This is a genomic window from Sphingobium sp. TomMM35A, from assembly GCF_054771735.1.
Genome location: NZ_BSRC01000001.1, coordinates 2,587,596 through 2,609,734, shown reverse-complemented (window position 1 = coordinate 2,609,734; position 22,139 = coordinate 2,587,596). Strand labels below are relative to the sequence as shown.

The window sequence follows — 22,139 nt, the reverse complement described above, 5'->3', positions numbered from 1 at the left end:
CATTTATGGGGAAAGCGCGGCTTTTTGCGCTGCTTGCCTCCACTCACAGAAAGACCCGTCCCTTGTCCGCCATGCTCAACATCACCCTGCCCGATGGTTCCGTGCGTGAAGTCGCGCCCGGCACTACTCCGGCGGATATTGCGGCGGCGATCGGCCCTGGTCTGGCAAAGGCGGCGATCGCGGCGCGGGTGGATGGCGAACTGCGCGATATCATGCGCCCGCTGGAGCAGGATTCGCAAGTCGCTCTGGTGACGAACAAAGACGAAGCTGACGCGCTGGAACTGGCGCGGCATGACTTTGCGCATCTTTTGGCGGAGGCCGTGCAGGCGCTGTTCCCGGGGACGCAGATCACCTTCGGCCCGGCGACGGACGATGGCTTCTACTATGATTTCGCACCCAAGGACCGGCCCTTCACGGAAGAGGATCTTCCGGCGATCGAAGCGAAGATGCGGGAGTTGATCGCGGCCAACAAGCCTCTTCGCCGCGAGGTGTGGACGCGGGAAGACCTGATCGCGCGCTGGAAGGCGGAAGGCGAGACGTTCAAGGCGGAATGGGCGGCCGAGCTTCCTGAGGGGGAGGAGCTGACTGTTTACTGGTCGGGTGGCGACTGGCTCGACATGTGTCGCGGGCCGCATCTGGCTTCGACCGGCAAGCTCGATCCCAACGCTTTCAAGCTGACGCGCGTGTCGGGCGCCTATTGGCGCGGCGACCAGAAGAATGCGATGCTCTCGCGCATCTATGGCACCGGCTGGCTGAACAAGAAGCAGCTCGACGCGCACCTGACGCGGCTCGAAGAAGCGGCCAAGCGCGACCACCGCAAGCTGGGCGCGGAGATGGACCTGTTCCACCTTCAGCAGGAAGCACATGGCTCCGTCTTCTGGCATCCCAAGGGCTATCTGATCTGGCGGGAACTGGAAGCCTATATGCGCCGCGCCATCGATGCGGGCGGCTATCGCGAGGTCAAGACGCCGCAGGTGATGGATGCGCGCCAATGGGAGCAGTCCGGCCATTGGGGCAAATATCGCGAAAATATGTTCGTCATCCCCGACGAAGTGCCGAACGTCGAGGATGAAGGGCCACTGGTGTCGGACGATGCCGACTGGATGGCATTGAAGCCCATGAACTGCCCGGCGCATGTCCTGATATTCCGCCAGGGGATCAAGAGCTATCGCGACCTGCCACTGCGCTTTTACGAGAATGGTTGCTGCCATCGGAACGAGCCGCATGGGGCGCTGCATGGGCTTATGCGCGTGCGGCAATTCACGCAGGACGACGCGCATATCTTCTGCCGCGAGGACCAGATCGTCGCGGAGGTGCAGGCATTTTGTGAGCTGGCCGACCGGATCTACAAGGATTTCGGCTTCACCTACTCGATCAAGCTGGCGCTGCGCCCCGACAAGCGCTTCGGCACCGAGGAAATGTGGGACAAGGCCGAGGAGGAACTGCGCAACGCCGTTGCCGCTGCCGGCCTCAACACGCCGGAATATGGGTGGGAAGAGTTGCCGGGCGAAGGCGCCTTCTACGCGCCGAAGCTGGAATGGCATCTGACCGACGCGATCGGGCGGACATGGCAGGTAGGCACGATCCAGTCGGACCGGGTTCTGCCGGAGCGACTCGACGCATCCTATGTGGGCGAAGATGGCGAACGGCACCGGCCGGTGATGCTCCACAGGGCGATTTTTGGGTCCTATGAGCGCTTCATCGGCATATTGATCGAACATTATGCGGGCAAATTCCCGCTCTGGCTCGCACCGGTGCAGGCGGTGGTCGCGACCATCGTTTCGGATGCGGACGACTACGCGAACGAGGTGGTGGAGAAGCTTCGGGCGGCGGGAATCCGCGCCGAAGTTGATGTCCGCAACGAGAAGATCAACTATAAGGTGCGTGAGCATAGCCTTGCCAAAGTCCCGAATTTGCTGGTTGTCGGCCGCCGCGAAGCCGATGAAGGCACCGTGGCGTTGCGCGAGCTGGGCAAGGAAGGCCAAAGCGTCCTTGCCGTCGATGATGTCATCGCGCGCCTTGCAAAGGACGCGCTGGCTCCCGATATGCAGTGAGGCGGCAATGCCACATGGGGCCGGTGAATCCGCAACTGCGGACTTGCCGCCCCTTTCGGCTTTGCGCTAAAGACCCCGCCAGATTCTTGAAGTTTCCATAGGAGAAGCCGCTATACGTCCCCCAATGATGCGCCGCCCGATGGCGCCGCCGCCTAAGTCCGGTCCCCGTTACAATGAGTTCATCACCGTGCCCAAGGTGCGCGTGATCGACGACGAAGGCGAAAATCTGGGCGTGATGTATACGCAGGAGGCTATCGAGCGCGCCTATGAGATCGGGCTGGACCTGGTCGAAGTGTCGCCGACCGCCGATCCGCCGGTTTGCAAGTTCCTGGACATCGGCAAGTACAAGTACGAGGCCCAGAAAAAGGCGAACATCGCCCGCAAGACCCAGAAGACGCAGGAACTCAAAGAGATCAAGATGCGTCCGAACATCGACGATCATGACTATGATACGAAGATGAAGAAGGTCCATGATTTCATCGGCGACGGCGACAAGGTGAAGATCACCCTGCGCTTTCGCGGCCGCGAATTGTCGCACCAGCAGCTCGGCATGCAGCTGCTCCAGCGCGTGGCGGAAAATGTCGGCGAGATCGCGAAGGTCGAAGCCTATCCGCGCATGGAAGGCCGCCAGATGCTGATGGTGCTGGCGCCGAAATAAGGCTTGCCGCTTTGGCAGATGCAATTGGGCGGGGTCTGGGTTCAGGCTCCGCCCATTTTGTTATGGAGACGCCGGAGCACGGAGCGTGAAGCAGTTGCAGGGCGCGAGTTCGATGAGGGTCGACAGCGGGCTTCGGCTGGTTCATGCATGAGGCGCGGCAAAGATAAGCCGTGGTCTTGTGAAGCTTTTCCGACCCATCGGCTCGGTGAGTTTCAGCTTTTATGCGAAGCGTTTTCCGGACGGACCGGCAAGTCCGGTTGGTGCGGGCCGCTCGAAATGGCAGAGAGGGTGAATATGTTCAGCCACATCATGGTGGGTGCCGACGACATTCAGGAATCCAAGCAATTTTACGACGCGACGCTGGGCGCACTGGGCATCCCCCCGGGTTTCATCGACGACAAGGGCCGCGTCTTTTACATGACGCAAAGCGGCGTGTTCGCGATTTCCAAGCCGCTGAACGGTGAACCGGCAAGTGCTGCAAACGGGGGAACCATCGGCTTTTCCGTTTCTTCGCCCGAGCAGGCCGACGCATGGCATGCGGCGGGCATCGCGGCAGGCGGCGCGACCTGCGAAGACCCCCCGGGTGTTCGTGACAGCGGTGTAGTCAAATTATACCTCGCCTATCTGCGCGACCCGGCAGGCAACAAGCTGTGCGCGCTGCACCACATGGCGGGTTGAGTTAGATCGGGGCTTCAGGAGCGCGGCTGTAGCGCTCCTGAATTTTCGCGTTTCAGGTCAGTTTGGAACGACCAGATATTTTTCGCCGGTGCGCCGGGCATTGTAGGTGAGCACTGCGTCGCGGCTGAGCGCTTCGGACAGTGAAATATGGCCCTTATAGTGGCTCGCGAAGGTGGTGGTGATATTGTCCATCACGCGCTGCTTCATCCGTTCGATCGATTCCGGCCCGGCGCTTTGCAGGAAGGGGAAGAGTAGCCAGCCGCCGACAGACCAGCCGAAACCAAAGCTGCGCGTCAGGATGGTGGGCGAAAGGTCGAGTGCGCCGTAAATATAGGCTTGTTTGGGGCTGTCAGAGCCATAGCGGCTGTACGGGGCGTCCTTGCTGGCAACCTGTTCCATGGCGTGCAGGATCTGGCTGACGAGATGGCCGCCACCGATCGCGTCGAAGGCGATGGTCGCGCCAGTTGCGGCGACGGCGGCTTCCAGTTGAGCGGCGAACCCTTCTTCCGAACTGTTGAGCACATGTTCGGCGCCGATATCCTTGAGGATAGCCACTTGAGCATCGTTGCGCACGATGTTCACCAGCGGAATGCCATCTTCCTGGGCAATGCGCACCAGCATCTGGCCAAGGTTGGAGGCGGCTGCGGTATGGACGATCGCCGTGTGCCCTTCCCGCTTCATCGTTTCGACAAAGCCCAGCGCGGTCATGGGATTGACGAAGGCGGACGCGCCCTGCTCCGCCGTCACGTCATCGGGCAAGACCATGCAGGCGCGGGCATTCACGGTGCGATATTGCGCGAACATGCTGCCACTGATCAGGGCGACGCGCTTGCCCAGCAGGGCCTGTGCTTCGGGCGAATCGCCAGCGGCGATGACGGTGCCGGCGCCTTCGTTGCCGATCGTCATTGGCTGACCGACCCGCCCTGCAAGCGCGCGGCGCGCGGCGTCGGGCATGCGTGCGATGATGCGGCCTTCGCTATATTCAGCGTTTTCGAGGTCGGCAGACGCGAAGAGCAGCGCGAGGTCGGACGGATTGATCGGCGCGGCCTCGACACGGACCAGCACTTCGTCCGCCTGCGGAGGTGGGAGCCTCTCCTCGGCGAGTTCCACGATCAAGCGACCATCCGCATCCAAGGTCGACAGGAGTTTCAGGCCTTGGATCTCGGTCATGTCGCTTTCCTTTCTCAGGCGGAGGGGCGGGCGCTGTAGAGGTTGGGGTACATCGCCTTGAACGCGGCGAGCTTGGGCATGTCCCACCGCTTGATATAGGGATGCCGCGGGTTGCGGGTCAGGAAATCCTGGTGATAGGCGTCAGCGGACTGGAAGCCGGTGAACCGTTCGACCTTCGTCACGATCGGGTCCCGCCACAGGCCTGCCTTGCCCAATTGCGCGAGATAGGCGCGGGCCGCCTTGTCCTGGCCGGGCGTCAGCGGAAAGAGCGCGCTGCGATATTGGGTGCCGCGATCGGGGCCCTGATAATTGAGCGTGGTAGGATCGGCGATGACAGAGAAGAAAACGCGCAGCAAGGTGCCGTAGCTCACCTGGCGCGGATCATAGGTGACGCGGACGGCTTCGGCGAACCCTGTGTCGCCCTGGCTGACGCGGTCATAATCGACCTTGAGGTTGGCAGGGCCACCGGCGAACCCGGAGGTGACGAGGCGCACCCCCTTGATGTGGGAGAAGACGCCCTCGACGCCCCAGAAGCAGCCGCCAGCGAAGACAGCGGTTTCGAGCTTGCGCGTCGCCGGAGCGTCTATCGCGGGCACGGGAGCAAGCACGGGACGCTCGGCGCGCAGGGGAGAGGCGACGGCGATGGCCGCCGAGAAGACGAGGAGAAAGGCGTTAACGCGCCGCATGTTCGGTCGCCTGCGGAGCGCTTTCAGGCGCGGCCATGGCGGGGGTGGTGAGCGCAGGAGGCTCGGCTACGTGAAAGGCGAACAGGCCAGCGGAGCCGATCGCGAAGCCGCCGAGGAATCGCAGGAAGAGGTCCGACTTCAGGAATGTCAGCATGGCTTTCTTCCTTTCTATCTTTGCCTGGGCGGAGTGGGATAGCAGCAGGCGGGTTAGCCTTTGGTGAACAAGGCCGACCAATCAGTTTCTAGTTGAAACGCGATATAGGCAGCCGGGTTCTGGCTGCAAGAGGCTGTCTCGGACGCAGATCCGATTTTTTCAAATAGAGCGTCCCTCCCCATATTCGGAATGGGGAGGGATGATCAGCTCACTTGAGTGCGGCGCAGGCTTCCTGGATGCGCTTGCATGCCTTGGCCAGCACCTCTTCCGACGTCGCATAGCTGATGCGGAAGGCGGGCGAGAGGCCGAAGGCGGCGCCGTGAACCGCAGCCACGCGGGCCTCGTCGAGGAAATAGCCGATCAGCGTTTCGTCGCTGTCGATCAGCTGGCCTTTGGGCGCGGTCTTGCCGATCACGCCGCTGGCGTCGGGATAGACGTAGAAAGCGCCTTCGGGCGTCGGGCAGTCGAGACCCGGCGCGTCGTTCAGCATCGACACCACCATGTCGCGACGCTTCTTGAAGGCGGCGTTGCGCTCTTCCAGGAAGTCCTGATCGCCGGTCAGCGCGGCGACGGCGGCCGCCTGGCTGATCGAGCAGGGGTTCGACGTGGACTGTGACTGGAGCTTGCCCATAGCCTTGATGATCCATTCGGGACCACCGGCGAACCCGATGCGCCAGCCGGTCATCGAGAAGGCCTTGGAGCAGCCGTTGACCGTCAGGGTGCGCTCATAGAGGTCCGGGCAGACCTGCGCGATCGTCGCGAAGGGGGTCGGCGCGTACCAGACATGCTCATACATGTCGTCGGTCATGATCAGGACGTGCGGATGGCGACGCAGCACTTCGCCCAGATCCTTTAGCTCGCTAGCCGAATAGGCCGCACCTGAAGGGTTGGACGGCGAGTTAAGGATCAGCCACTTGGTGCGCGGGGTGATCGCGGCGTCCAGCTGCGCGGCGGTGATCTTGTAGCCCTGGCTCGCGGGGCCTTCGACGAAGACGGGGGTGCCGCCCGCGAAGTTCACGATGTCAGGATAGCTGACCCAATAGGGCGCGGGGATGATGACCTCATCGCCCACATCGACGGTCGCGACCAGCGCGTTGAACAGGGTGTGCTTGCCGCCCGAATTCACGCTGATCTGGCTGCGCTTATAATCGAGCCCATTGTCGCGCTTGAACTTGAAGGCGACCGCGTCCTTGAGGTCAGCGGTGCCGTCCACGTCGGTGTAGCGGGTCAGGTTCTTGCGTATCGCGGCGATGCCCGCTTCCTTGACGAAGTCGGGCGTGTCGAAATCGGGTTCGCCCGCCGAGAGGCCAATGACATCGACGCCATCGGCTTTAAGGGCATTCACGCGCGCGCTCATCGCCAGGGTGGCGGAGGGCTGGATGCGACCGAGGGCAGCGGAAGTCTGGCTCATCGTGACACTCTTTCTGATGGATAGTGAATCCGCCCGGGCGGACGCGAGGCTCCTTAGTGCGCTATCACGCGGTGGGCAACCGCCAGTTGGGATGGGGTGGCTTCATCCTCTTCGTCATACCCGCGAAAGCTGGAATCTGACGAGGAGCTGTAAACCCAGCCTGAGATCCCCCAGCTTTCGCTGGGATGACGGCGTTATTTGACCAGCGACGCGGCGACCATTCCTCTGGCGGCGTTGCCGATGAAGAAGCCGTGGGCAAGGTCGCTGGGGCGCAGGTCGTCTTCGATCGCTTCGCCCATTTCGATGAGGCTGCGGCGCAGGACGCCGGGGAGCAGCCCGCGCGAAAGCGGCGGCGTCACCAGCTTGTCCCCCCGTTCGACGAAGATCGAGGAGAAGCAGCCTTCGGTAAGGAAGCCATCCTCGTCGGTCATCAGCACCTCATAGGTGCCCCCCCGCTTCAGCGCATCGCGGTAAACGCTGCGATCCGTCGTCTTGTGGATCAGGCGCAGGTCGTCGGAGGAGCTCTGGCGGGGAACGATAGCCACATGCATGATCGCCTGTGGCCAGGTGCGATGTTCGCGCACCTCTATCGCGATCGAGCCGCGCCGCGAGACAAGGAGGCGAAGGCGGCTGCGTTCGCGCAGGCGAAAGGTCGCGGCCTGCAATTCGTTGCGGACTTCATGGCGGTCGAAACTGAAATCAAGCGCCTCAGCGCTTTCCTTCAACCGTTCCAAGTGCAACTCCAGCAGCCTGATGCCCTCGACGGGATCGAAAGCCATGGTTTCGAGCAGATCAAACCGTCCGTCAGCCAATGACATCGAAACTATTCAAGCCCCCTATTGTGCTGCGGTCGTGAGGAAGCGCCCCTTGGCCAGACATTCCGCCCACTCGGATACCGCATCCGAGTCCGCGACGATGCCCGAACCCAATCCCAGGCGCCCTTCCCTGCTGCCTTCTTCAACCCAAATCGTGCGAATGGCAACATTGAAGGCGGCATCTCCATTGGGATCGATCCAGCCCATGGTGCCTGTGTAGATGTCGCGGGGATAGGCCTCCACCGCGTCGATGATCTCCATCGCCCGCACCTTGGGCGCCCCGGTGATCGACCCGCACGGGAAGAGGACGCGCAATATGTCGATCGGTGACAGGCCGGGCAGCATCCGGGCACGGATGGTCGAGACCATCTGGTGGACGGTCGGATAGGTTTCCACATGAAAGAGGTCGGGCACCGTCACCGTGCCCGCGCGCGACACGCGGGACAGGTCATTGCGCAGCAAGTCGACGATCATGAGATTTTCGGCGCGCTGCTTGGCATCCTGCTCCAATTCGCGCGCCAGCGCCGCGTCGGCGGCGGGATCGGCCGCGCGGCGGGCGGTGCCCTTCATGGGCCGCGCGGTCAGCTGCCCGCGCACATTGGTGAAGAAGAGTTCGGGCGAAAAGGAGAGGATATCATGCGCGCCAGTGCGGATGATACCGCCATAGCCGGCGCGCTGGCGCGGGCGGATAGCGGCATAAAGCGCCATGATGTCGCCGGTGAAGCGGGCGGAGCAAGGGAAAGTCAGATTGGCCTGATAGATGTCGCCAGCGCGGATATAATCCTGAACCCGGGCGAAGGCAGCGTGGTAGGTCTTTTCGTCCAGCAGGGGACGGGGCGCTTCGACCGTGGCGGTGGCGGGATCGGGAAGCAGGTCCGGCATCAGTGCCGGGTCGATCAAGCGGTGACCTTCGAACAGGCCGAACCAGAGCAGCGGCATGCCCGGTTTGCGATCCCCTTGCCCAGCAGCCAGGGCAAGCAGCCGGTCCTCCAAGACAAGGCCGGCCTCATAGCTCATATAGCCTGCCGCGTGCAGGCCCAGTTCCGCCGCTTCTGCAAGGCGATCAAGCGCAGGCTGCACTTCCTCTAGGCTGTTTGCGCAAATGACTTCCACAGGGTCGCGATAGAGGCGCGCAGGCGCGGGATTGCGCTCTCGCGCATCGTCGAACAGGACAAAGGCTTCGGAAGAACCCGGCAATCGCATCTGCGCCGTCTTAACAGCCTTTTGGCCGGGAGGAAGGGCGGCGGATGCTTAAACCCTTGTTGCGTAGATCGGCGGTCAGCCATAGGGACGGCGCATGAGCGACAACCCTTCTACCGATGTGGCGGTGCGCCCGCTCAGGTCCGCAGTGCTGTGGGGGCTGAAGGGGCGCTGTCCTGCCTGTGGCGAAGGCGCGATGTTCGCGCGGTTCCTGAAGCCAAGTGCGGCGTGCAGTGCGTGCGGGCAGCCGTGGAATGTGTCGCAGGCCGATGACTTTCCGGCCTATATCGTGATCCTGCTACTGGGACACATATTGGTGCCATTGATGATTGAGGTGAATAGCGCGCTCGCCATTCCGCTGGGAATGCAGGCGCTGCTGTGGCCGGGACTGGCGATGGTGCTGGCAGGGGTAATGATCCAACCGGTCAAGGGAGCGGTGATCGCGTTTCAATGGGCGCGGCGGATGGATGGGTTTGCTGGTTGAATCAGCGCCCGCCGGGTTCCGGGCTGGTTTGTTCACGCGGAGATGCGGGATTCCTGTGTTGGAGCAGGACCCATCCGGGCCTCCACTCTTCACCATCTCGCCTATTTATGTGGAAATCCCAGTCCCGTTCGGGCTGAGCTTGTCGAAGCCCTTTTCTTCTAAGAGGAAGAAGAGCCCTTCGACAGGCTCAGGGCGAACGGTGGGAACGCGCGGCTTGGCATCACGAGACCAGCCTGCGCTGGGGTGACGGCTATCTGTTGAGGTCCCGTTGCGCTGAGCCGGCGAGAATCTGATCAGTCGGGCTTGCGCAGGAAGTTGCGTTCCATGGCTTCGCGCAGGCTGGCGTCGATGATGCGGCGGCCTTCGGAGCCGTGGGTGACGACGGTGGTGTCGCAGGTGGCGACGCAGACGCCCTTCTGGAATGCGGCGGAGCTGACGGTCCAGCTGGTGCGGCCGATATGGCCGATGCCGCAATGGACTTCGAACGGATAGGGGAAGTGCGATTCCTCGACGAAGTTCAGCGACACGGCGGCGACCAGCCAGCGGACGCCCTGCTCCTGCGGATGGCGGCCGAGATGATGGTGGAAGCGGATGCGGGCGGTTTCGAAGATACCCGAGATAGCCACATTGTTGATGTGGCCCATCGTGTCGATATCCTGGAAGCGCGTGTCCATGCTGGTGATGAAGCTGTATGCTTCCGGGCTCAGCCGCCAGGATTCGGGTTTTGCCATGTCCTGCTTTCCGATGGTTGTCCTTTAAAGCTCTTAAGCTTCATGGGCGCGGATTCAATCGCCTGGACAAAATTGGCGTCACTGCGACCTTTTTGACACAGCCGATGTTTGTGGCGATGCAACAGAGGCTAGCGCGGCCCAGCGATGGACTTTTGCCCCCCATTTCTGCCAAAGCCGGTGAATGATCGACCAGGCGCAGAATGTCCGTATCGAAGATGGCGTTTTCCTGGGCTTCGTGCTGCTGGTGTCGGTGGCGTTCGCCCTGGTGATCGAACCATTTTTCGCGGCGATCCTGTGGGGCGTGATCGCGGCCATATTGTTCGCGCCGATCAACCAGAACCTGTTGCGGCAGATGCCGGGTCGCCCGAACAGCGCCGCCAGTCTTACCCTGTTGCTGATCGTCGCGGTCGTCATCCTGCCGGCGATCGTCCTTGGCGTGGCGCTAGTGCAGGAAGCGACGCTCTTCTACGCCAAGGTGCAGTCCGGGCAGATCAACATTCCCGCGATGTTCAATGCGTTTCAGGCCAGCCTCCCCGACTGGGCATCGGCGCTGCTGGAGCGGGTCGGCATCACCAACTTCGCGACCGTGCGAACCATGTTGAGCGAAGGAATCGCCAACAGCTTTCAGTCCGTCGCCGCTCAGGTCTTCCAGATCGGGCAGAGTGCGTTCAGCTTTTTCGTGGCCTTGAGCGTCTCGCTTTACCTCACCTTCTTCCTGTTGCGCGACGGTTCCGCGCTGGCGGCGCGGCTAGATCGGGCGGCACCGCTGCGCACCACGCACAGGCGGGCGTTGATGGAGCAGTTCGTGATCGTCATTCGCGCGACGATCAAGGGCAGCGTCGTCGTGGCCATCGTCCAGGGCATGATCGGCGGTATCGTGTTCTGGATGCTGGGCATACAGGGGCCGCTGCTGTGGGGCGTGCTGATGGGCTGTTTCTCGCTGATCCCGGCGGTGGGCACGGGGCTCGTCTGGGTGCCGGTCGCGCTATACCTACTGGCGACCGGCGCCGTGGCGAAGGCGATCATCCTCGTCGCCTGCGGCCTGTTCGTCATCGGCCTGGTCGATAATCTGTTGCGGCCGATATTGGTCGGGCGGGATACGCGCATCCCCGACTATGTGGTGCTGATCACCACCTTGGGCGGCATCGACATGTTCGGGTTCAACGGCATCGTGATCGGGCCGGTGATCGCGGCGCTGTTCATCGCGACATGGAACATCGTCACGCGGATGCGGACCGGGAACGGCCTTGAAGGACCACTGACCCAGGAAGAGGCGCGGCCCGTCACGCCCGAATTCTAAAAAGGGCCGCGCTGTTTCCCGTCAGGGTGCTCCGGCAGCGGTGCCGAACTTCTTGTCGAGAGCGGTAACCTGCTCGCGATGATGCTCGATCAGTTTGACGGTCGATTGGGCCAGTTTCTTGAGCGCGGGATAGTCGCCGCGGTTGGCGTAGCTGCCGTGCAGGTTGAACGCTTCCTGATGCGCGGCGGATTGCTGGCCCACATATTGGGCATCGAACTCGGCGTCGCTTGCGCCCTTCAGGTTCGACAGCATCGCCTGGCGGCGTGCATCCATATGGGCAGGTATCGCGATATTGACCGGGTTATCGGCGACGAACTGCTTGAGCGCGGCGCTCGTCTTCTTGTGATCGTCGATCATCATCCTGGCGAAGGCCTTCACCTCCGGCGCCTTCGCGCGAACGAGGGCCATTTCACTGGCCTCGATCTCATACATGTCGCTGATTGCGGCTTGTGGGATGTAGAAGGTGGTGGTCACCGCGTCATTGGGGCTGGAGACCCCTTCGGGCTTAGGCCCCTCATACTGTTTGGCGACGGTGGCGGAGCCATTGGCGACTTGGGTGTCTCCGGCGACGCCGCTCGTCTGGTCGCAGGCGGCGAGGAGCAGAAGGGCCGCGCTCCCCAGCAACAGCGATGCGGGGCGGATCATGGCTGCGTCCCCTGCCCGCCCGTGCCCGGCGCGCCGATGCCCGGCATAGTGTTCGAAGCGCCGCTATCGTTCGCGGCGTTGATCGCATCCTGCTGGTCGGTGCCGCCGGGCACGCGGCCGCTCTCATTCTGGGCGGCGGGGCTGCATGCGGACAGGAAAAGCCCGGCGCATATAGTCAGGGAAAAGGGCAAATGATCGTGACGAAACGACATGCTGCTCTCCAGAAAATAGGGAACAGCAAGAACGTCGACCTGGCATGACAGGTCGCAGGGGCAGCGCCAACCTACATTAGCGCGCCGCTGCTTTTGGTTCCCGCGGGACGATCAAGCCGCCTCGGCAAGAAACGGGATTTCAGGGTTGGCGCCCTTCAGATATTTCATAACCTTCAGATAGGCGGGTTGCAGGCGCGCGGCAGTAGAGCATCGGTACGATCCGAATAGGGTTAGCGTCCCCTATCCATTTGAGCAGAAATCGGCTCCCGATCCCTTTTCTCACCCGAAAGGATGGGTGGAGCCGGGCCAGCTGGCCTCAAGTATAGGTGGCGAAATGGTGCGGCGCGTTCTGGCAGCTTTATTCTATGGTTAGGCCTGCCGTCGCCGCCTGGAGCGCGGCCGTTCGGGAGCTAATGCGGGACCGCATGAAAATCATCGTTATCGCCAGCCTCGCCTATTCGCTGATCAACTTCCGTGGACGGCTGATCGCCGCGATGATCGGGAACGGGCATGAGGTCGTCGTCTGCGCACCGGGCCGCGATCCTGAAATAGAGGAAAAGCTGGCGGCAATGGGCGCAACCTATCTGCCCATGCCGATGGCGCGCGCGGGCATGAACCCGTTCGCCGATCTTGGCACGCTGACATGGCTGATCCGCTGCTTCCGGGACAACCGGCCGGACGCAGTGCTTGCTTATACCCAAAAGCCGATCATCTATGGCGGCATCGCGAGCCGGTTTTTCCCGTCGATCCGCTTCTACGCCATGGTGAGCGGCCTCGGCCATGTCTTCAGCGATGGCGAATCGCGCCTGCTGCCCTACGTACGCCGCATCGTTTCGATCCTCTACCGGCAGGCCCTGGCCAAGTCGAAAGCGGTGTTCGTCTTCAACAGCGACGATCGCGGCGAGATGATGCGGCACAAGATACTGCGCGGGACGAATGGGGTGATCCAGGTGCCAGGGTCAGGAGTCGACCTTTCGCATTATGCACAGGCTCCCGTGCCGCCGGGGCCGCCTGTCTTCCTGATGATCGCCCGGCTGCTGCGGAACAAGGGTCTGATCGAATATGTCGAGGCGGCCAGGATCGTGCGGGCGCGCTTCCCGGATGCGCGGCTGCAATTGCTGGGGCCGCTCGATGAAAATCCGGCCGCTGTTTCGCGGGAGACGGTCTCGCAATGGCAAGACGAAGGCGTCATAGAATATCTGGGCGAAACGCGCGACGTCCGCCCCTATCTGGAGCAAGCCAGCATCTTCGTGCTGCCGAGCTGGTATCGGGAGGGCTTGCCGCGCACGATATTGGAAGCGATGGCGATGGGGCGCGGCGTAATCACGACCGACATGCCGGGATGCCGGGAACCGATCAGGCAGGGGCTGAACGGCTTCACCGTCGCACCGCGCGATGCAGGCGCCCTCGCCGATGCAATGATGCGGATATGCGCCCAGCTCGGCGTGGCAGCCAGATTGGGCTCGGCCGCGCGCGAGACGGTCGAAGAGCGCTATTCGGTCGAGATGGTGAATGCACTGCTGCTTTCGACAATGGAGATGAACAAGCCCCCTGCCGAGCAGCCCCGTAGGGCGAGGGCCAGCGCGCCGATGCTCGCCGGGGAATCCTGATGGCCGTCAGGCGCCTGATCGACATGCTGGTGGCGGCCGCCGCCCTGCCGCTGGCACTGCCCGTCATGGCTGTCATCGCCACCGCCATAAAGCTGACCGATGGCGATCCTGTGCTGTTCCGGCAGGTCCGCGTCACGAAGGGAAGACGGCGGTTCGAACTCATCAAGTTCCGGACGATGACCGACGCGCGCGATGCGCGAGGGCATTTGCTGCCCGACAGGATGCGGACCACGCGGCTTGGCCGCTTTCTCCGCCGCTCGCGCATGGACGAATTGCCGCAGCTCTGGAATATCCTGACCGGCGCCATGAGCGTGATCGGGCCCCGCCCCTTGCTGCCCGCGACCATAGAGGAAGCCGGAGAAGCTGGGCGGCGGCGATGCGAAGTCACCCCTGGACTCACGGGTTGGGCGCAGGTCAACGGCAACGCCTTGCTCGGCGAGCAGGACAAGTTTGCGCTGGACCTCTGGTATATCGCGAACCGCTCTTTGCGGCTCGACCTCATAATCCTCATTCGCACAGCCGGCGTGGCCTTATGCGGCGAACGCTTCAACCCGTCATCGATCAGGAGGGCGCATGAAGGCCATAGTCGTCGGCGCGGTTGAAAGCACGCGGGTCGCCGTTACCTGCCTCGGCGCGTCCCGGCAGTGGGATCTGGCAGCGGTCTTCACGCTGCCATCGGATCTGTCCCACCGTCATTCGGATTTCGTCGATCTTTCGGGAGAGGCAGAAAAGGCGGGCGCGCGCATGGTGCGCGCCGCCAATATCAATTCCGACGCCGCGTTGCAGGCGATCCGCGATCTTGCGCCCGATTACATCTTCGTCATCGGTTGGTCGCAGATTTGCGGCGAAGAATTCCGGGCCACCGCGAAAAGAGGCGTGGTCGGCTATCACCCCGCGCCGCTGCCGCGCCTGCGGGGACGCGCCGTCATCCCCTGGACGATCCTGCTGGATGAACCGATTTCCGCCTCGTCGTTGTTCCTGATCGACGCGGGCGTCGATAGCGGGCCGCTGCTTGGCCAGCGCTATTTCCATCTGGCGCCCGACGAGACCGCCGCCACGCTCTACGCCAAGCATATGGCCGCGCTGGAGGCGATGCTGCCGCCCGTGCTGGAGGATATTGCTAGCGGATCGCCGACCCTGACGATCCAGGATGAACGATGCGCTACCTATGCCGCGCGCAGGCGGCCCGAAGACGCGCTGATCGACTGGTCAGCGCCGGGATCGGCCATCTGGCGTAGCGTCAGGGCCTGCGGTCATCCCTATCCGGGCGCATGGACGAGCTATGCGAGCGAGAAGATCGTCATCGAAGAGGCGGCGCTGGTGCCGCTGCGCCATCATGCCGCAGCCATGCCGGGGCAGATCGTGGAGCGACTGGACACTGGCTTCATCGTGCGCTGCGGGGATCATCAGGGATTGCATGTGCTGCGCTGGCAGACCGCGCGGGAAGCGCCCCTGCCCAACCACGCTATTTTGGGGCGGACAAAGGCGGCGGCATGACGATGATCGAGACTATTCAGCGCGCGATGGTGATCGCGCCCCACCCGGACGACGAAGTGCTCGGCTGCGGCGGGACGATCGCGCGCCTTGCCGCGATGGGCCGCCATGTCGAGGTGGTCGTCGCCACACGGGGCAAGCCGCCGCGCTTCGATGCGGCGCAGGTGGAACGGGTGCAGGCCGAGGCGAAGAGGGCCCATGCGGTGCTGGGCGTTGCGCGGACGCACATGCTGGATTTCGAAGCGGCGGCACTGGATCGCGTTCCCCGCGCGGCGTTGAACGAGGGCGTCGCCGCCCTTGTGGCGGAAAGCCGCCCCGACACGCTGTTCGTTCCTTTCCCCGCCGATCTGCATTTCGATCATGGCTTGATCTTCGAAGCGGCGATGGTCGCGGCGCGTCCGGTGGGAACGCATTATCCCGCGCGCATCCTGGCTTATGAAACGGTATCGGAAACCAATTGGGCGGCGCCCTATCTGACGCCTGCCTTTCAGCCGCATGTCTTTGTCGACATCAGCGAGCATCTCGAGCGGAAGATCGAAGCCTTCGGCTGCTTTGAGTCGCAGGTCCGTGCTTTTCCCAACGAACGATCCTTCGAAACCCTGCGCGCATTGGCGCAGGTGCGGGGCAGTTGCGTCAGCCGACGGGCCGCCGAAGCCTTTGTCCTGATAAGAGAGGTAGCCTGACATGGACGCACCCGCGACTCGCCATGGAGGAGCATCGGCAAGCTTGGGCACGGATTGGGAAGGAGCAGAACGCAGCGGCCGGTCGCTGCGCATGATGCTGAGCTCCGCCGGGCGGCGGGTCGGGCTGATGCGGAGCTTTCGCGAAGCGGGGGCAGCGCTCGGCATAGACCTCATGATGTTCGCTTCGGACCTGAAGCCGGATTGGAGCCCCGTCTGCGTCGAGGCCGACAGAAGCTTTGCCGCGCCGCCCGCGGAGAGCGAAGGGTTCATCCCGGCGATGCTGGATATATGCAGGCGTGAGCAGATCGAGCTGATCGTGCCGACGATCGATACCGAGTTGATCGCTTATGCGCACGCACGCGACCAGTTCGCCGCGATCAACTGCCATGTCGCGGTCTCCGATGCGGCGGTGGTCGAGATGGCGCGGGACAAGCTGGCGACGGCGCAGTTCCTGACGGGTGCAGGCTTGCCATCCCCCGCGACGATCGCCGCTGAGGATTATCTGGCGGGCGCGGCGGACTTGCCGCTGCCGCTGCTCGCCAAGCCGCGGCATGGCAGTTCGAGCCGAGGCATCGGCATGGTCTATGATCGCGAGGAAGTGGCCGCGCTGGACGACAGCGAGCCCTATATCCTGCAGCAATTTCTCGACGGGCGGGAGTTCACCGTCAGTCTCTACTTCGATGGGGAGGGACGGATGCAGTGCGCGGTTCCGCACGAGCGACTGCGAGTGCGGGCTGGCGAGGTCGAGAAGGGCGTGACCGTCCGGAACGCAGTCATCGAAGAGCTTGCATGGCGATTGGGCGCGGCGCTTCATGGCGCGCGGAGGGCGCTGTGCTTCCAGCTCAGGATGGATGCGGCCGGGGGTGCCTCGATCTTCGAGATCAACGCACGCTTTGGCGGCGGCTATCCGCTGGCGCACCGGGCAGGCGCGCGCTTTGCACAGTGGTTGCTCGAGGAACGGCTGGGACTGCCACTCACGGCTCATGATGGCTGGCAGGACAATGTCATGATGTTGCGTTTCGATGATGCCGTTTTCGTCTGAAGCCACTCGGTTCGATCGCGTCATCGTCTTCGATCTGGATGACACGCTCTATCTGGAGCGCGACTATGTGCTGAGCGGGCTCGGGGCCGTGGGGCGATGGGCGCGCAATGCGCTGGGGATCGACGGTCTTGGCGAGATGATGCGGGCCCGGTTCGAAGCGGGATTTCGTACCCATGTCTTCGACGAAAGCTTGAAGGAGATTGGGCTGACACCGTCACCCACCCTGATCGCGCGCATGCTGGGAACATACCGCCAGCACCGGCCGGACATCCGCCTGGCACCGGATGCAGACCATTTCCTTGCCGCCCGGGACGAGAGGACAGGCTTTGCGGTGATCACGGACGGCTTTCTCGACGCGCAGCGGCGCAAGATCAGGGCTCTCGGCCTTTATGGGCGCGGCATCCATCTGGGCATCTGCACCGACAGATGGGGACGAGACTGCTGGAAGCCCAACCCGCGCGCCTTTGAACATGTCGAACAGTTGTTCGAATGTTCCGGGGCTTCGCTGACCTATGTCGCGGACAACCCGTCCAAGGATTTCACCGCGCCGCGAGAGCGCGGATGGCGGACGGTGCAGATTGCCCGGCCGGAACGCATCCATCACTTCGCCGCGCATGAGGGCGTGAAAGCCGACCGTTTCATCGAGACGCTGGAAGAGCTCTAACGCTCTACGCTCTTCTCGCTCGCGTCCGCCCATGGAGCCGCGCTGATCGCGCGGCGCAAATAGAAGGCCAGCCCCCCGAGCCAGATCACGCCGAACAGCAGATGCGCGATGTTCGCGCCCATCGCCCCGACCAGCGGGACCAGCGGAAATACGGCGCAATAGAAGGCGAGCGTGCACGCCATCGCAGTTTTCAGAAGTGCTCGCTGATCGCCCAGCGCCAGCAGTCCCGAGCGGCTTGCGGACCCACTCATGGTAAGCGTGACCGCCAGGATCTGGACAGTCAGTAGGGGCGCGGCCCCAGCAAAATGAGGTCCGACAGCGATACGCATCAGCGGCTCGCCGATCAGCAACATGCCGATGAAGCAACAGGCGCCAAAACAGGCAAGTAGCATTTCGGTCTGAAGCAGCACTCGGACGAAGGCGCGGCGCTTGCCCGCCGCAAAGAGGCGGCTGAGATCGGGATAGATGACGGCCTGCACCTGCGCACCGATCTGAAGGACCACGCGGCTGATGCGCTTGGCAATGTGAAAGAGGCCTGCGCTGGCTGGATCTGCGAGCCATCCGACGATCAGCGTGTCTACTGCCTGAGCGCTCGACCAGAGGGTGAGCGAGATGTTAGAGCCAAGCGCGAAGCGCCAGATGTCTGGAAAACGCTCGTTGATCCCTTTGGTGCTTGCCCGCAGGAGCTTCCGGAATCCAGGCTTTGGGAGCAAGCTCATCGCCCAAACGAAATTCAACGTCGATCCAAGTATCTGCGTGATTGTCCATATGATGATGATATGGAACATGCCTGCCCCGGCAAGATATGCGCCGGCCACACAGAGGAGGCGGATGAAGGCATTCACGACCTGGACATGCGCTATGGCCCGGTACTGACCCGCCAGCCTGAAGATTGCAGTAGACACACCATTGAAATTGAACAGCAGCGATATGGCGAACAGCAGCGTATAGCCGACATACTCAAGAGAAATTCCGAACAGGAAGTGTCCTATGATCGTCAGGACGCTGGCTATGGCCCAGGCCGCCACACTGCCACCGATGTCGAGCAGCCAGCCGAATTTCAGCAGTGCGAAATAGGAAGCCTCGTCTTTTCCAACATCAAGCGTCGCGCCGCTTCGGATCAGCGGTTGCCAGGATTGGAAGCTCAAGAGCCGCTCGCATGCCTGACCCAGCGTGAGGATCATGGCGAAGACGCCATAGGGTGCTGCCGTTAAGAGCCGGGCGACCAGCGCGATGGACAAAAGCGTCAGCGCCAGCGTCGCCGCCGTTCCGGTGAGAAGATGGAAAACAGCCCTTACTCGCCGATGATCTAGGACATCGCGCAGAGAGACCGAGGACAGGTTCATTCTTAAACGAAATCCGCCGGCATTCATCGACAGCCCACCTTAGATCGTGTTTTCACAACCTTAGCATGGGGCTGAAGCACGCAAGACGCAGCTTCTCTGTCGTCTTAATCCTAAATAGCCTGTCGCGGAAAAGAAGGAACGGGATGGCACTGCTTCACAAGGCGGCGCCATCCCGGTCAGCAAGAAGGAGACTGTCGGACAGCCTTAGACGAGGAGAAAATCCGCAGCCGTGAAGTTGGCGGCGGTCAGCGATGCCGTAGGATCGGCGATATCGATGCTGAACTTTGCCCCCGTCGACGTGACGACATCTAGGAAGACATTGCCCGCCGCCCCGTTGCGCGCAAATACCGTTCCAAGCCCGCCGCCTGCCGCATATTTAGTGACGCCGAGCTTTTCGAGGACGATACGATCGATGCCGTCCTGGAAATCCTCGACACGGTCGCCGCCGCCCAGCGCTCCGGGGCCCTTGAAGACGAACCAGTCATTGCCAGCGCCGCCCCAGAGCCTGTCGGCGCCCGCGTCGCCCATCATCTTGTCGAACCCGGCATCGCCATGCAGCTGATCGGCGCCGTCTCCGCCTAGCATCAAATCGTCGCCATCGCCGCCATACATGACGTCGTCGCCAGTCTCGCCACTCATTGAATCCGCGTCTCTGCCGCCGTCGAGGAAGTCATTGCCACCGCCCGCTTCAAGGCTGTCCCGGCCATCGCCGCCATAAAGCTGATCCACGCCACCCTTGGAATCAAGGATATCGTCGCCCGTCCCGCCGGACAGATAATTGTTGCCGTCTCCGCCATCGACCCTGTCATTGCCGGTTCCGCCATAGACATGATCGTCGCCCAACTGACCTTTCAGCTTATCGTTGCCATCTTCCCCGTAAATCCAGTCATTGCCTTCGCCGCCGGCAACGGCCTGAGAAGTCATCAAGCCTGTGCTGGGATTGATTTCGTTCAAGAAGCCGTCATCGCCAGCGCCCGCATAGATGATATCGTCGCCCGGCCCCGCGTCGATATAGTCTCGGCCAGCACCACTATAGATGGTGTCGTTTCCGCCATCTCCTAGAATGAGGTCGTGACCGTCGGCAGTTTCGATCCAGTCGTTGCCGTCACCGCCTTCAATCGTGCTCTTGCCGGAGCCGCCGTAGATACGGTCATTGCCTGCCCCGCCGTCGATCAAATCGTCGCCATCTTCGCCCCAGATCTGGTCGTCGCCCGATCCCCCCTTCAGGAAATCGAGACCCGCTTCACCGTGGATCGCGTCGTTGCCGTCATTGCCCTCGATATAGTCATCGCCCGATCCGCCCCACAATTGATCATGGCCCGCCGCGCCATACATGAAGTCGGCAAGGATCGTTCCCCTGATGAAGTCGTTGCCAATCGTACCGGTAAATTTCGCCATTTCCCCGCTCCCGCAAAAAGCCCGGCGGCCTCAAGTGACGCCAGGCTGATCTAACTCGCGGTGTAGCTAATATAAATGAATGTATGATTGAAATGCCCACAGGAGGCGGCTTGTTCTTGATGTACGGAGCCTGTATTGGCAAAGGATCAACAAAGATGCTGGCATTATTTCTTTGAGAGCAAGGACTTCTGCTTCGAGCTTATGATTGCCCGGAAGCCAATTGTTCTGCGAGGGGACCCGAACAGCATCGTCTAGATGTGGCAAAAACAGGCTGCTCCGTTTAAATAGCGGCGGCCTTGGTCGTCCCGATGGCGGCCTTCCAGCCGCGCGCTTTCGGGGCCTTCCCCCCAAATGGCAAGCGACAGTTCGGGATATGCGGCGCAGCTTTGGCGAAGGCGTCGAGCAACAGGTCGAAGCCCTTTTGCGGCACCAACCGCCCGACCGCGACGATCCGCCTGCCACTTGACCGCAACCCATCGAGCTGGACCGGAGCATAGGTGGGATTGGGGATCACCCACTGGCGCTGGCGCATAACGTTGCGGAAATAGCGCATCGCGCTTTTCGTCATCGTCACAGCCCATGGGCGCGGGCATAGGCATAACGGCGCAACGCCGACCACAGCATCCCGGGATATTGCAGGGCGGGATTGTTGCGCTCCGAAACGATGACGGGGATGCCGAGCGGCCTGGCGGCAAGCACGCTGACGACGTTGGTCCGCGTGGGCGTACCAATCGGCTTAGCCGACCGTCGGCCTTCTCGCATTTGGGCTAATCCCTATTGGCCTCGATCTTAGCCAAGCGCCCACTTCATGCCTCGGCCATACGTTGTAGGTTCAAGTCTATGATACTCGCAGCAACGCAATTCTTCAGCCGCCCGGCGGAAATTCTTCCACAACAAGTGGAGGATGCCTTCTTCAGTTCCCTAAAAAATCCAAACAACACGTTCAAATGCACCTGGGGTGGCCGGTTTGAGCAGCTTGATAGCCTGCTGGTGCAAGTAGCGAAAGCGCAAGGCCTTGATGTCCAGCAATTGCTGGATGTCGGGGTATCGTCGGGAACGACTACGCTTGATCTGTGCGACGCTTTAGCGCGCGAAGGGTACCGGCCCCAGATCACAGGTACGGATTATGCGATCCATGCCTGGATCGTCCCGCTCGGTATGCGTTGTGCAGCGCTGATGAGCAAGGAAGGCGAGTTGTTGCAGATCGACCTGTTCGGGCACTCACTCCCGCCATGGCGGCGACGCCTCGATTATCTGACCGGGATGTGGCTGGTGCGCCCCATCCTTACGAGCATCTTTGGCCAATTGGCAGCGCGCAAGTTGCGGGATGGCGTCGGGGGATGGAAAGTCGAGCTCGTGAGCCCGCGCATCTTGGATCATGATCGAATCTCAGTGATTGAAGATGACGTGTTAAAACCACGTATTACCTTCGCAAGTCGCTTCGATGTCGTCCGGGCGGCGAACATACTTAACGAGAATTATTTTGGAGAAGCAGATCTCCGGAAAGCGGTAAAAAATCTGCGCAGTTATTTGAAGGGACCCGGATCGTTATTATTCATTGTACGCACGCTCGCCTCGGGAGAGCATCATGGCACGTTGTTTGCGCTGCGCGAGAGCGGTGTGCTGGAGGTGGTGAAACGGATCGGGGCGGGATCAGAGATAGAAAAACTGTTGGCGACAGCATGAACAGCGTACCGCAGGAGT

25 protein-coding genes are annotated in these 22,139 nt (G+C 62.1%); 12 read left to right on the top strand and 13 right to left on the bottom strand.

The window, feature by feature from the left end:
- The first annotated feature begins 71 nt into the window (after positions 1-71).
- The 3 genes from thrS to ACYU8T_RS13095 all read left to right on the top strand — a co-directional run bounded on the left by thrS (position 72) and on the right by ACYU8T_RS13095 (position 3,390).
- Positions 72-2,054 (top strand): threonine--tRNA ligase, encoded by a 1,983-nt coding sequence (gene thrS, locus ACYU8T_RS13105; protein WP_461159815.1) that lies wholly within the window; start codon positions 72-74, stop codon positions 2,052-2,054.
- 124 nt (positions 2,055-2,178) lie between these two features.
- Positions 2,179-2,712, top strand: a complete 534-nt coding sequence (infC, locus tag ACYU8T_RS13100) for a translation initiation factor IF-3 (protein ID WP_021238112.1) — start codon at positions 2,179-2,181, stop codon at positions 2,710-2,712.
- 294 nt (positions 2,713-3,006) lie between these two features.
- A complete protein-coding gene (locus ACYU8T_RS13095; RefSeq protein ID WP_097090799.1) occupies positions 3,007-3,390 on the top strand; it encodes a VOC family protein in 384 nt (127 codons plus the stop codon).
- A 57-nt stretch (positions 3,391-3,447) separates the two neighbouring features.
- Here ACYU8T_RS13095 and ACYU8T_RS13090 read toward each other — a convergent pair whose 3' ends face one another.
- From ACYU8T_RS13090 to pabB, 6 genes are all read right to left on the bottom strand, one after another.
- Positions 3,448-4,560 (bottom strand): zinc-binding dehydrogenase, encoded by a 1,113-nt coding sequence (locus tag ACYU8T_RS13090; RefSeq protein WP_461159698.1) that lies wholly within the window; start codon positions 4,558-4,560, stop codon positions 3,448-3,450.
- A gap of 14 nt (positions 4,561-4,574) precedes the next feature.
- Positions 4,575-5,246, bottom strand: coding sequence for a peptide-methionine (S)-S-oxide reductase MsrA (msrA, locus tag ACYU8T_RS13085; protein WP_461159697.1), 672 nt, complete (start codon positions 5,244-5,246; stop codon positions 4,575-4,577).
- A complete protein-coding gene (locus ACYU8T_RS13080) occupies positions 5,233-5,400 on the bottom strand; it encodes a hypothetical protein (RefSeq protein WP_201515171.1) in 168 nt (55 codons plus the stop codon). Before ACYU8T_RS13080 ends, msrA begins: the two co-directional genes overlap by 14 nt.
- Before the next feature lie 208 nt (positions 5,401-5,608).
- Positions 5,609-6,811, bottom strand: a complete 1,203-nt coding sequence (locus ACYU8T_RS13075; RefSeq protein WP_461159696.1) for a pyridoxal phosphate-dependent aminotransferase — start codon at positions 6,809-6,811, stop codon at positions 5,609-5,611.
- Between the two features lie 194 nt (positions 6,812-7,005).
- A complete protein-coding gene (locus tag ACYU8T_RS13070; protein ID WP_461159695.1) occupies positions 7,006-7,629 on the bottom strand; it encodes an aminotransferase class IV in 624 nt (207 codons plus the stop codon).
- An 18-nt stretch (positions 7,630-7,647) separates the two neighbouring features.
- The gene (gene pabB / locus ACYU8T_RS13065) at positions 7,648-8,829 is read right to left on the bottom strand and encodes an aminodeoxychorismate synthase component I (protein ID WP_461159694.1); all 1,182 of its coding nucleotides are present in this window, start codon (positions 8,827-8,829) and stop codon (positions 7,648-7,650) included.
- 94 nt (positions 8,830-8,923) lie between these two features.
- On the opposite strand from pabB, the gene ACYU8T_RS13060 reads away from it, so the two are divergent.
- Positions 8,924-9,310, top strand: a complete 387-nt coding sequence (locus ACYU8T_RS13060; RefSeq protein ID WP_461159693.1) for a DUF983 domain-containing protein — start codon at positions 8,924-8,926, stop codon at positions 9,308-9,310.
- Between the two features lie 293 nt (positions 9,311-9,603).
- Here ACYU8T_RS13060 and ACYU8T_RS13055 read toward each other — a convergent pair whose 3' ends face one another.
- On the bottom strand, positions 9,604-10,041 hold the full coding sequence (locus ACYU8T_RS13055) for an acyl-CoA thioesterase (protein WP_097090792.1): 438 nt from the start codon (positions 10,039-10,041) through the stop codon (positions 9,604-9,606).
- Positions 10,042-10,222: 181 nt separating this feature from the next.
- Here ACYU8T_RS13055 and ACYU8T_RS13050 point away from each other — a divergent pair, with 181 nt between their 5' ends.
- Positions 10,223-11,341: an AI-2E family transporter gene (locus tag ACYU8T_RS13050; RefSeq protein WP_461159692.1), complete on the top strand. Its 1,119-nt coding sequence runs from the start codon at positions 10,223-10,225 to the stop codon at positions 11,339-11,341.
- Between the two features lie 21 nt (positions 11,342-11,362).
- Here the strand turns inward: ACYU8T_RS13050 and ACYU8T_RS13045 are convergent, their stop codons facing one another.
- Together ACYU8T_RS13045 and ACYU8T_RS13040 are read right to left on the bottom strand one after the other, a co-directional pair.
- Complete coding sequence (locus ACYU8T_RS13045) at positions 11,363-11,986, bottom strand: DUF4142 domain-containing protein (protein ID WP_461159691.1); 624 nt, start codon at positions 11,984-11,986, stop codon at positions 11,363-11,365.
- Positions 11,983-12,198, bottom strand: coding sequence for a hypothetical protein (locus tag ACYU8T_RS13040; RefSeq protein ID WP_247234221.1), 216 nt, complete (start codon positions 12,196-12,198; stop codon positions 11,983-11,985). The genes ACYU8T_RS13045 and ACYU8T_RS13040 overlap by 4 nt, the downstream gene beginning before the upstream one ends.
- Before the next feature lie 425 nt (positions 12,199-12,623).
- Here ACYU8T_RS13040 and ACYU8T_RS13035 point away from each other — a divergent pair, with 425 nt between their 5' ends.
- The 6 genes from ACYU8T_RS13035 to ACYU8T_RS13010 are packed head-to-tail and all read left to right on the top strand — an operon-like array spanning position 12,624 to position 17,691.
- On the top strand, positions 12,624-13,808 hold the full coding sequence (locus ACYU8T_RS13035) for a glycosyltransferase family 4 protein (protein WP_461159690.1): 1,185 nt from the start codon (positions 12,624-12,626) through the stop codon (positions 13,806-13,808).
- A complete protein-coding gene (locus ACYU8T_RS13030; protein WP_461159689.1) occupies positions 13,808-14,410 on the top strand; it encodes a sugar transferase in 603 nt (200 codons plus the stop codon). The genes ACYU8T_RS13035 and ACYU8T_RS13030 overlap by 1 nt, the downstream gene beginning before the upstream one ends.
- Positions 14,382-15,305 carry a methionyl-tRNA formyltransferase gene (locus ACYU8T_RS13025; RefSeq protein WP_461159688.1) on the top strand — a complete coding sequence of 308 codons (924 nt, stop codon included), beginning with the start codon at positions 14,382-14,384 and terminating at the stop codon, positions 15,303-15,305. The genes ACYU8T_RS13030 and ACYU8T_RS13025 overlap by 29 nt, the downstream gene beginning before the upstream one ends.
- Entirely contained in the window at positions 15,302-15,985 is a 684-nt protein-coding gene (locus tag ACYU8T_RS13020; protein ID WP_461159687.1) for a PIG-L deacetylase family protein, read from the top strand. Before ACYU8T_RS13025 ends, ACYU8T_RS13020 begins: the two co-directional genes overlap by 4 nt.
- 1 nt (position 15,986) lies before the next feature.
- Complete coding sequence (locus tag ACYU8T_RS13015; RefSeq protein ID WP_461159686.1) at positions 15,987-17,027, top strand: ATP-grasp domain-containing protein; 1,041 nt, start codon at positions 15,987-15,989, stop codon at positions 17,025-17,027.
- Entirely contained in the window at positions 17,011-17,691 is a 681-nt protein-coding gene (locus tag ACYU8T_RS13010; RefSeq protein WP_461159685.1) for an HAD family hydrolase, read from the top strand. Before ACYU8T_RS13015 ends, ACYU8T_RS13010 begins: the two co-directional genes overlap by 17 nt.
- On the opposite strand, the gene ACYU8T_RS13005 is transcribed toward ACYU8T_RS13010, so the two are convergent.
- From ACYU8T_RS13005 to ACYU8T_RS12990, 4 genes are all read right to left on the bottom strand, one after another.
- Complete coding sequence (locus tag ACYU8T_RS13005) at positions 17,688-19,037, bottom strand: lipopolysaccharide biosynthesis protein (protein ID WP_461159684.1); 1,350 nt, start codon at positions 19,035-19,037, stop codon at positions 17,688-17,690. The genes ACYU8T_RS13010 and ACYU8T_RS13005 overlap by 4 nt on opposite strands.
- Positions 19,038-19,241: 204 nt before the next feature.
- Positions 19,242-20,435 (bottom strand): calcium-binding protein, encoded by a 1,194-nt coding sequence (locus ACYU8T_RS13000; protein WP_461159683.1) that lies wholly within the window; start codon positions 20,433-20,435, stop codon positions 19,242-19,244.
- A 280-nt stretch (positions 20,436-20,715) separates the two neighbouring features.
- Positions 20,716-21,003, bottom strand: coding sequence for a hypothetical protein (locus ACYU8T_RS12995; RefSeq protein WP_461159682.1), 288 nt, complete (start codon positions 21,001-21,003; stop codon positions 20,716-20,718).
- A 2-nt stretch (positions 21,004-21,005) separates the two neighbouring features.
- Positions 21,006-21,197, bottom strand: coding sequence for a hypothetical protein (locus ACYU8T_RS12990; RefSeq protein WP_461159681.1), 192 nt, complete (start codon positions 21,195-21,197; stop codon positions 21,006-21,008).
- A gap of 78 nt (positions 21,198-21,275) precedes the next feature.
- Here ACYU8T_RS12990 and ACYU8T_RS12985 point away from each other — a divergent pair, with 78 nt between their 5' ends.
- On the top strand, positions 21,276-22,121 hold the full coding sequence (locus ACYU8T_RS12985; protein WP_461159680.1) for a hypothetical protein: 846 nt from the start codon (positions 21,276-21,278) through the stop codon (positions 22,119-22,121).
- The last annotated feature ends 18 nt before the right edge of the window (positions 22,122-22,139 follow it).

Bases quoted from the DNA above. Each gene is read 5' to 3' on its own strand.
- thrS (WP_461159815.1), top strand. From the start codon at position 72: ATGCTCAACATCACCCTGCCCGATGGTTCCGTGCGTGAAGTCGCGCCC.
- infC (WP_021238112.1), top strand. From the start codon at position 2,179: ATGATGCGCCGCCCGATGGCGCCGCCGCCTAAGTCCGGTCCCCGTTAC.
- ACYU8T_RS13095 (WP_097090799.1), top strand. From the start codon at position 3,007: ATGTTCAGCCACATCATGGTGGGTGCCGACGACATTCAGGAATCCAAG.
- ACYU8T_RS13090 (WP_461159698.1), bottom strand. From the start codon at position 4,560: ATGACCGAGATCCAAGGCCTGAAACTCCTGTCGACCTTGGATGCGGAT.
- msrA (WP_461159697.1), bottom strand. From the start codon at position 5,246: ATGCGGCGCGTTAACGCCTTTCTCCTCGTCTTCTCGGCGGCCATCGCC.
- ACYU8T_RS13080 (WP_201515171.1), bottom strand. From the start codon at position 5,400: ATGCTGACATTCCTGAAGTCGGACCTCTTCCTGCGATTCCTCGGCGGC.
- ACYU8T_RS13075 (WP_461159696.1), bottom strand. From the start codon at position 6,811: ATGAGCCAGACTTCCGCTGCCCTCGGTCGCATCCAGCCCTCCGCCACC.
- ACYU8T_RS13070 (WP_461159695.1), bottom strand. From the start codon at position 7,629: ATGTCATTGGCTGACGGACGGTTTGATCTGCTCGAAACCATGGCTTTC.
- pabB (WP_461159694.1), bottom strand. From the start codon at position 8,829: ATGCGATTGCCGGGTTCTTCCGAAGCCTTTGTCCTGTTCGACGATGCG.
- ACYU8T_RS13060 (WP_461159693.1), top strand. From the start codon at position 8,924: ATGAGCGACAACCCTTCTACCGATGTGGCGGTGCGCCCGCTCAGGTCC.
- ACYU8T_RS13055 (WP_097090792.1), bottom strand. From the start codon at position 10,041: ATGGCAAAACCCGAATCCTGGCGGCTGAGCCCGGAAGCATACAGCTTC.
- ACYU8T_RS13050 (WP_461159692.1), top strand. From the start codon at position 10,223: ATGATCGACCAGGCGCAGAATGTCCGTATCGAAGATGGCGTTTTCCTG.
- ACYU8T_RS13045 (WP_461159691.1), bottom strand. From the start codon at position 11,986: ATGATCCGCCCCGCATCGCTGTTGCTGGGGAGCGCGGCCCTTCTGCTC.
- ACYU8T_RS13040 (WP_247234221.1), bottom strand. From the start codon at position 12,198: ATGTCGTTTCGTCACGATCATTTGCCCTTTTCCCTGACTATATGCGCC.
- ACYU8T_RS13035 (WP_461159690.1), top strand. From the start codon at position 12,624: ATGAAAATCATCGTTATCGCCAGCCTCGCCTATTCGCTGATCAACTTC.
- ACYU8T_RS13030 (WP_461159689.1), top strand. From the start codon at position 13,808: ATGGCCGTCAGGCGCCTGATCGACATGCTGGTGGCGGCCGCCGCCCTG.
- ACYU8T_RS13025 (WP_461159688.1), top strand. From the start codon at position 14,382: ATGAAGGCCATAGTCGTCGGCGCGGTTGAAAGCACGCGGGTCGCCGTT.
- ACYU8T_RS13020 (WP_461159687.1), top strand. From the start codon at position 15,302: ATGACGATGATCGAGACTATTCAGCGCGCGATGGTGATCGCGCCCCAC.
- ACYU8T_RS13015 (WP_461159686.1), top strand. From the start codon at position 15,987: ATGGACGCACCCGCGACTCGCCATGGAGGAGCATCGGCAAGCTTGGGC.
- ACYU8T_RS13010 (WP_461159685.1), top strand. From the start codon at position 17,011: ATGCCGTTTTCGTCTGAAGCCACTCGGTTCGATCGCGTCATCGTCTTC.
- ACYU8T_RS13005 (WP_461159684.1), bottom strand. From the start codon at position 19,037: ATGAACCTGTCCTCGGTCTCTCTGCGCGATGTCCTAGATCATCGGCGA.
- ACYU8T_RS13000 (WP_461159683.1), bottom strand. From the start codon at position 20,435: ATGGCGAAATTTACCGGTACGATTGGCAACGACTTCATCAGGGGAACG.
- ACYU8T_RS12995 (WP_461159682.1), bottom strand. From the start codon at position 21,003: ATGACGAAAAGCGCGATGCGCTATTTCCGCAACGTTATGCGCCAGCGC.
- ACYU8T_RS12990 (WP_461159681.1), bottom strand. From the start codon at position 21,197: ATGCGAGAAGGCCGACGGTCGGCTAAGCCGATTGGTACGCCCACGCGG.
- ACYU8T_RS12985 (WP_461159680.1), top strand. From the start codon at position 21,276: ATGATACTCGCAGCAACGCAATTCTTCAGCCGCCCGGCGGAAATTCTT.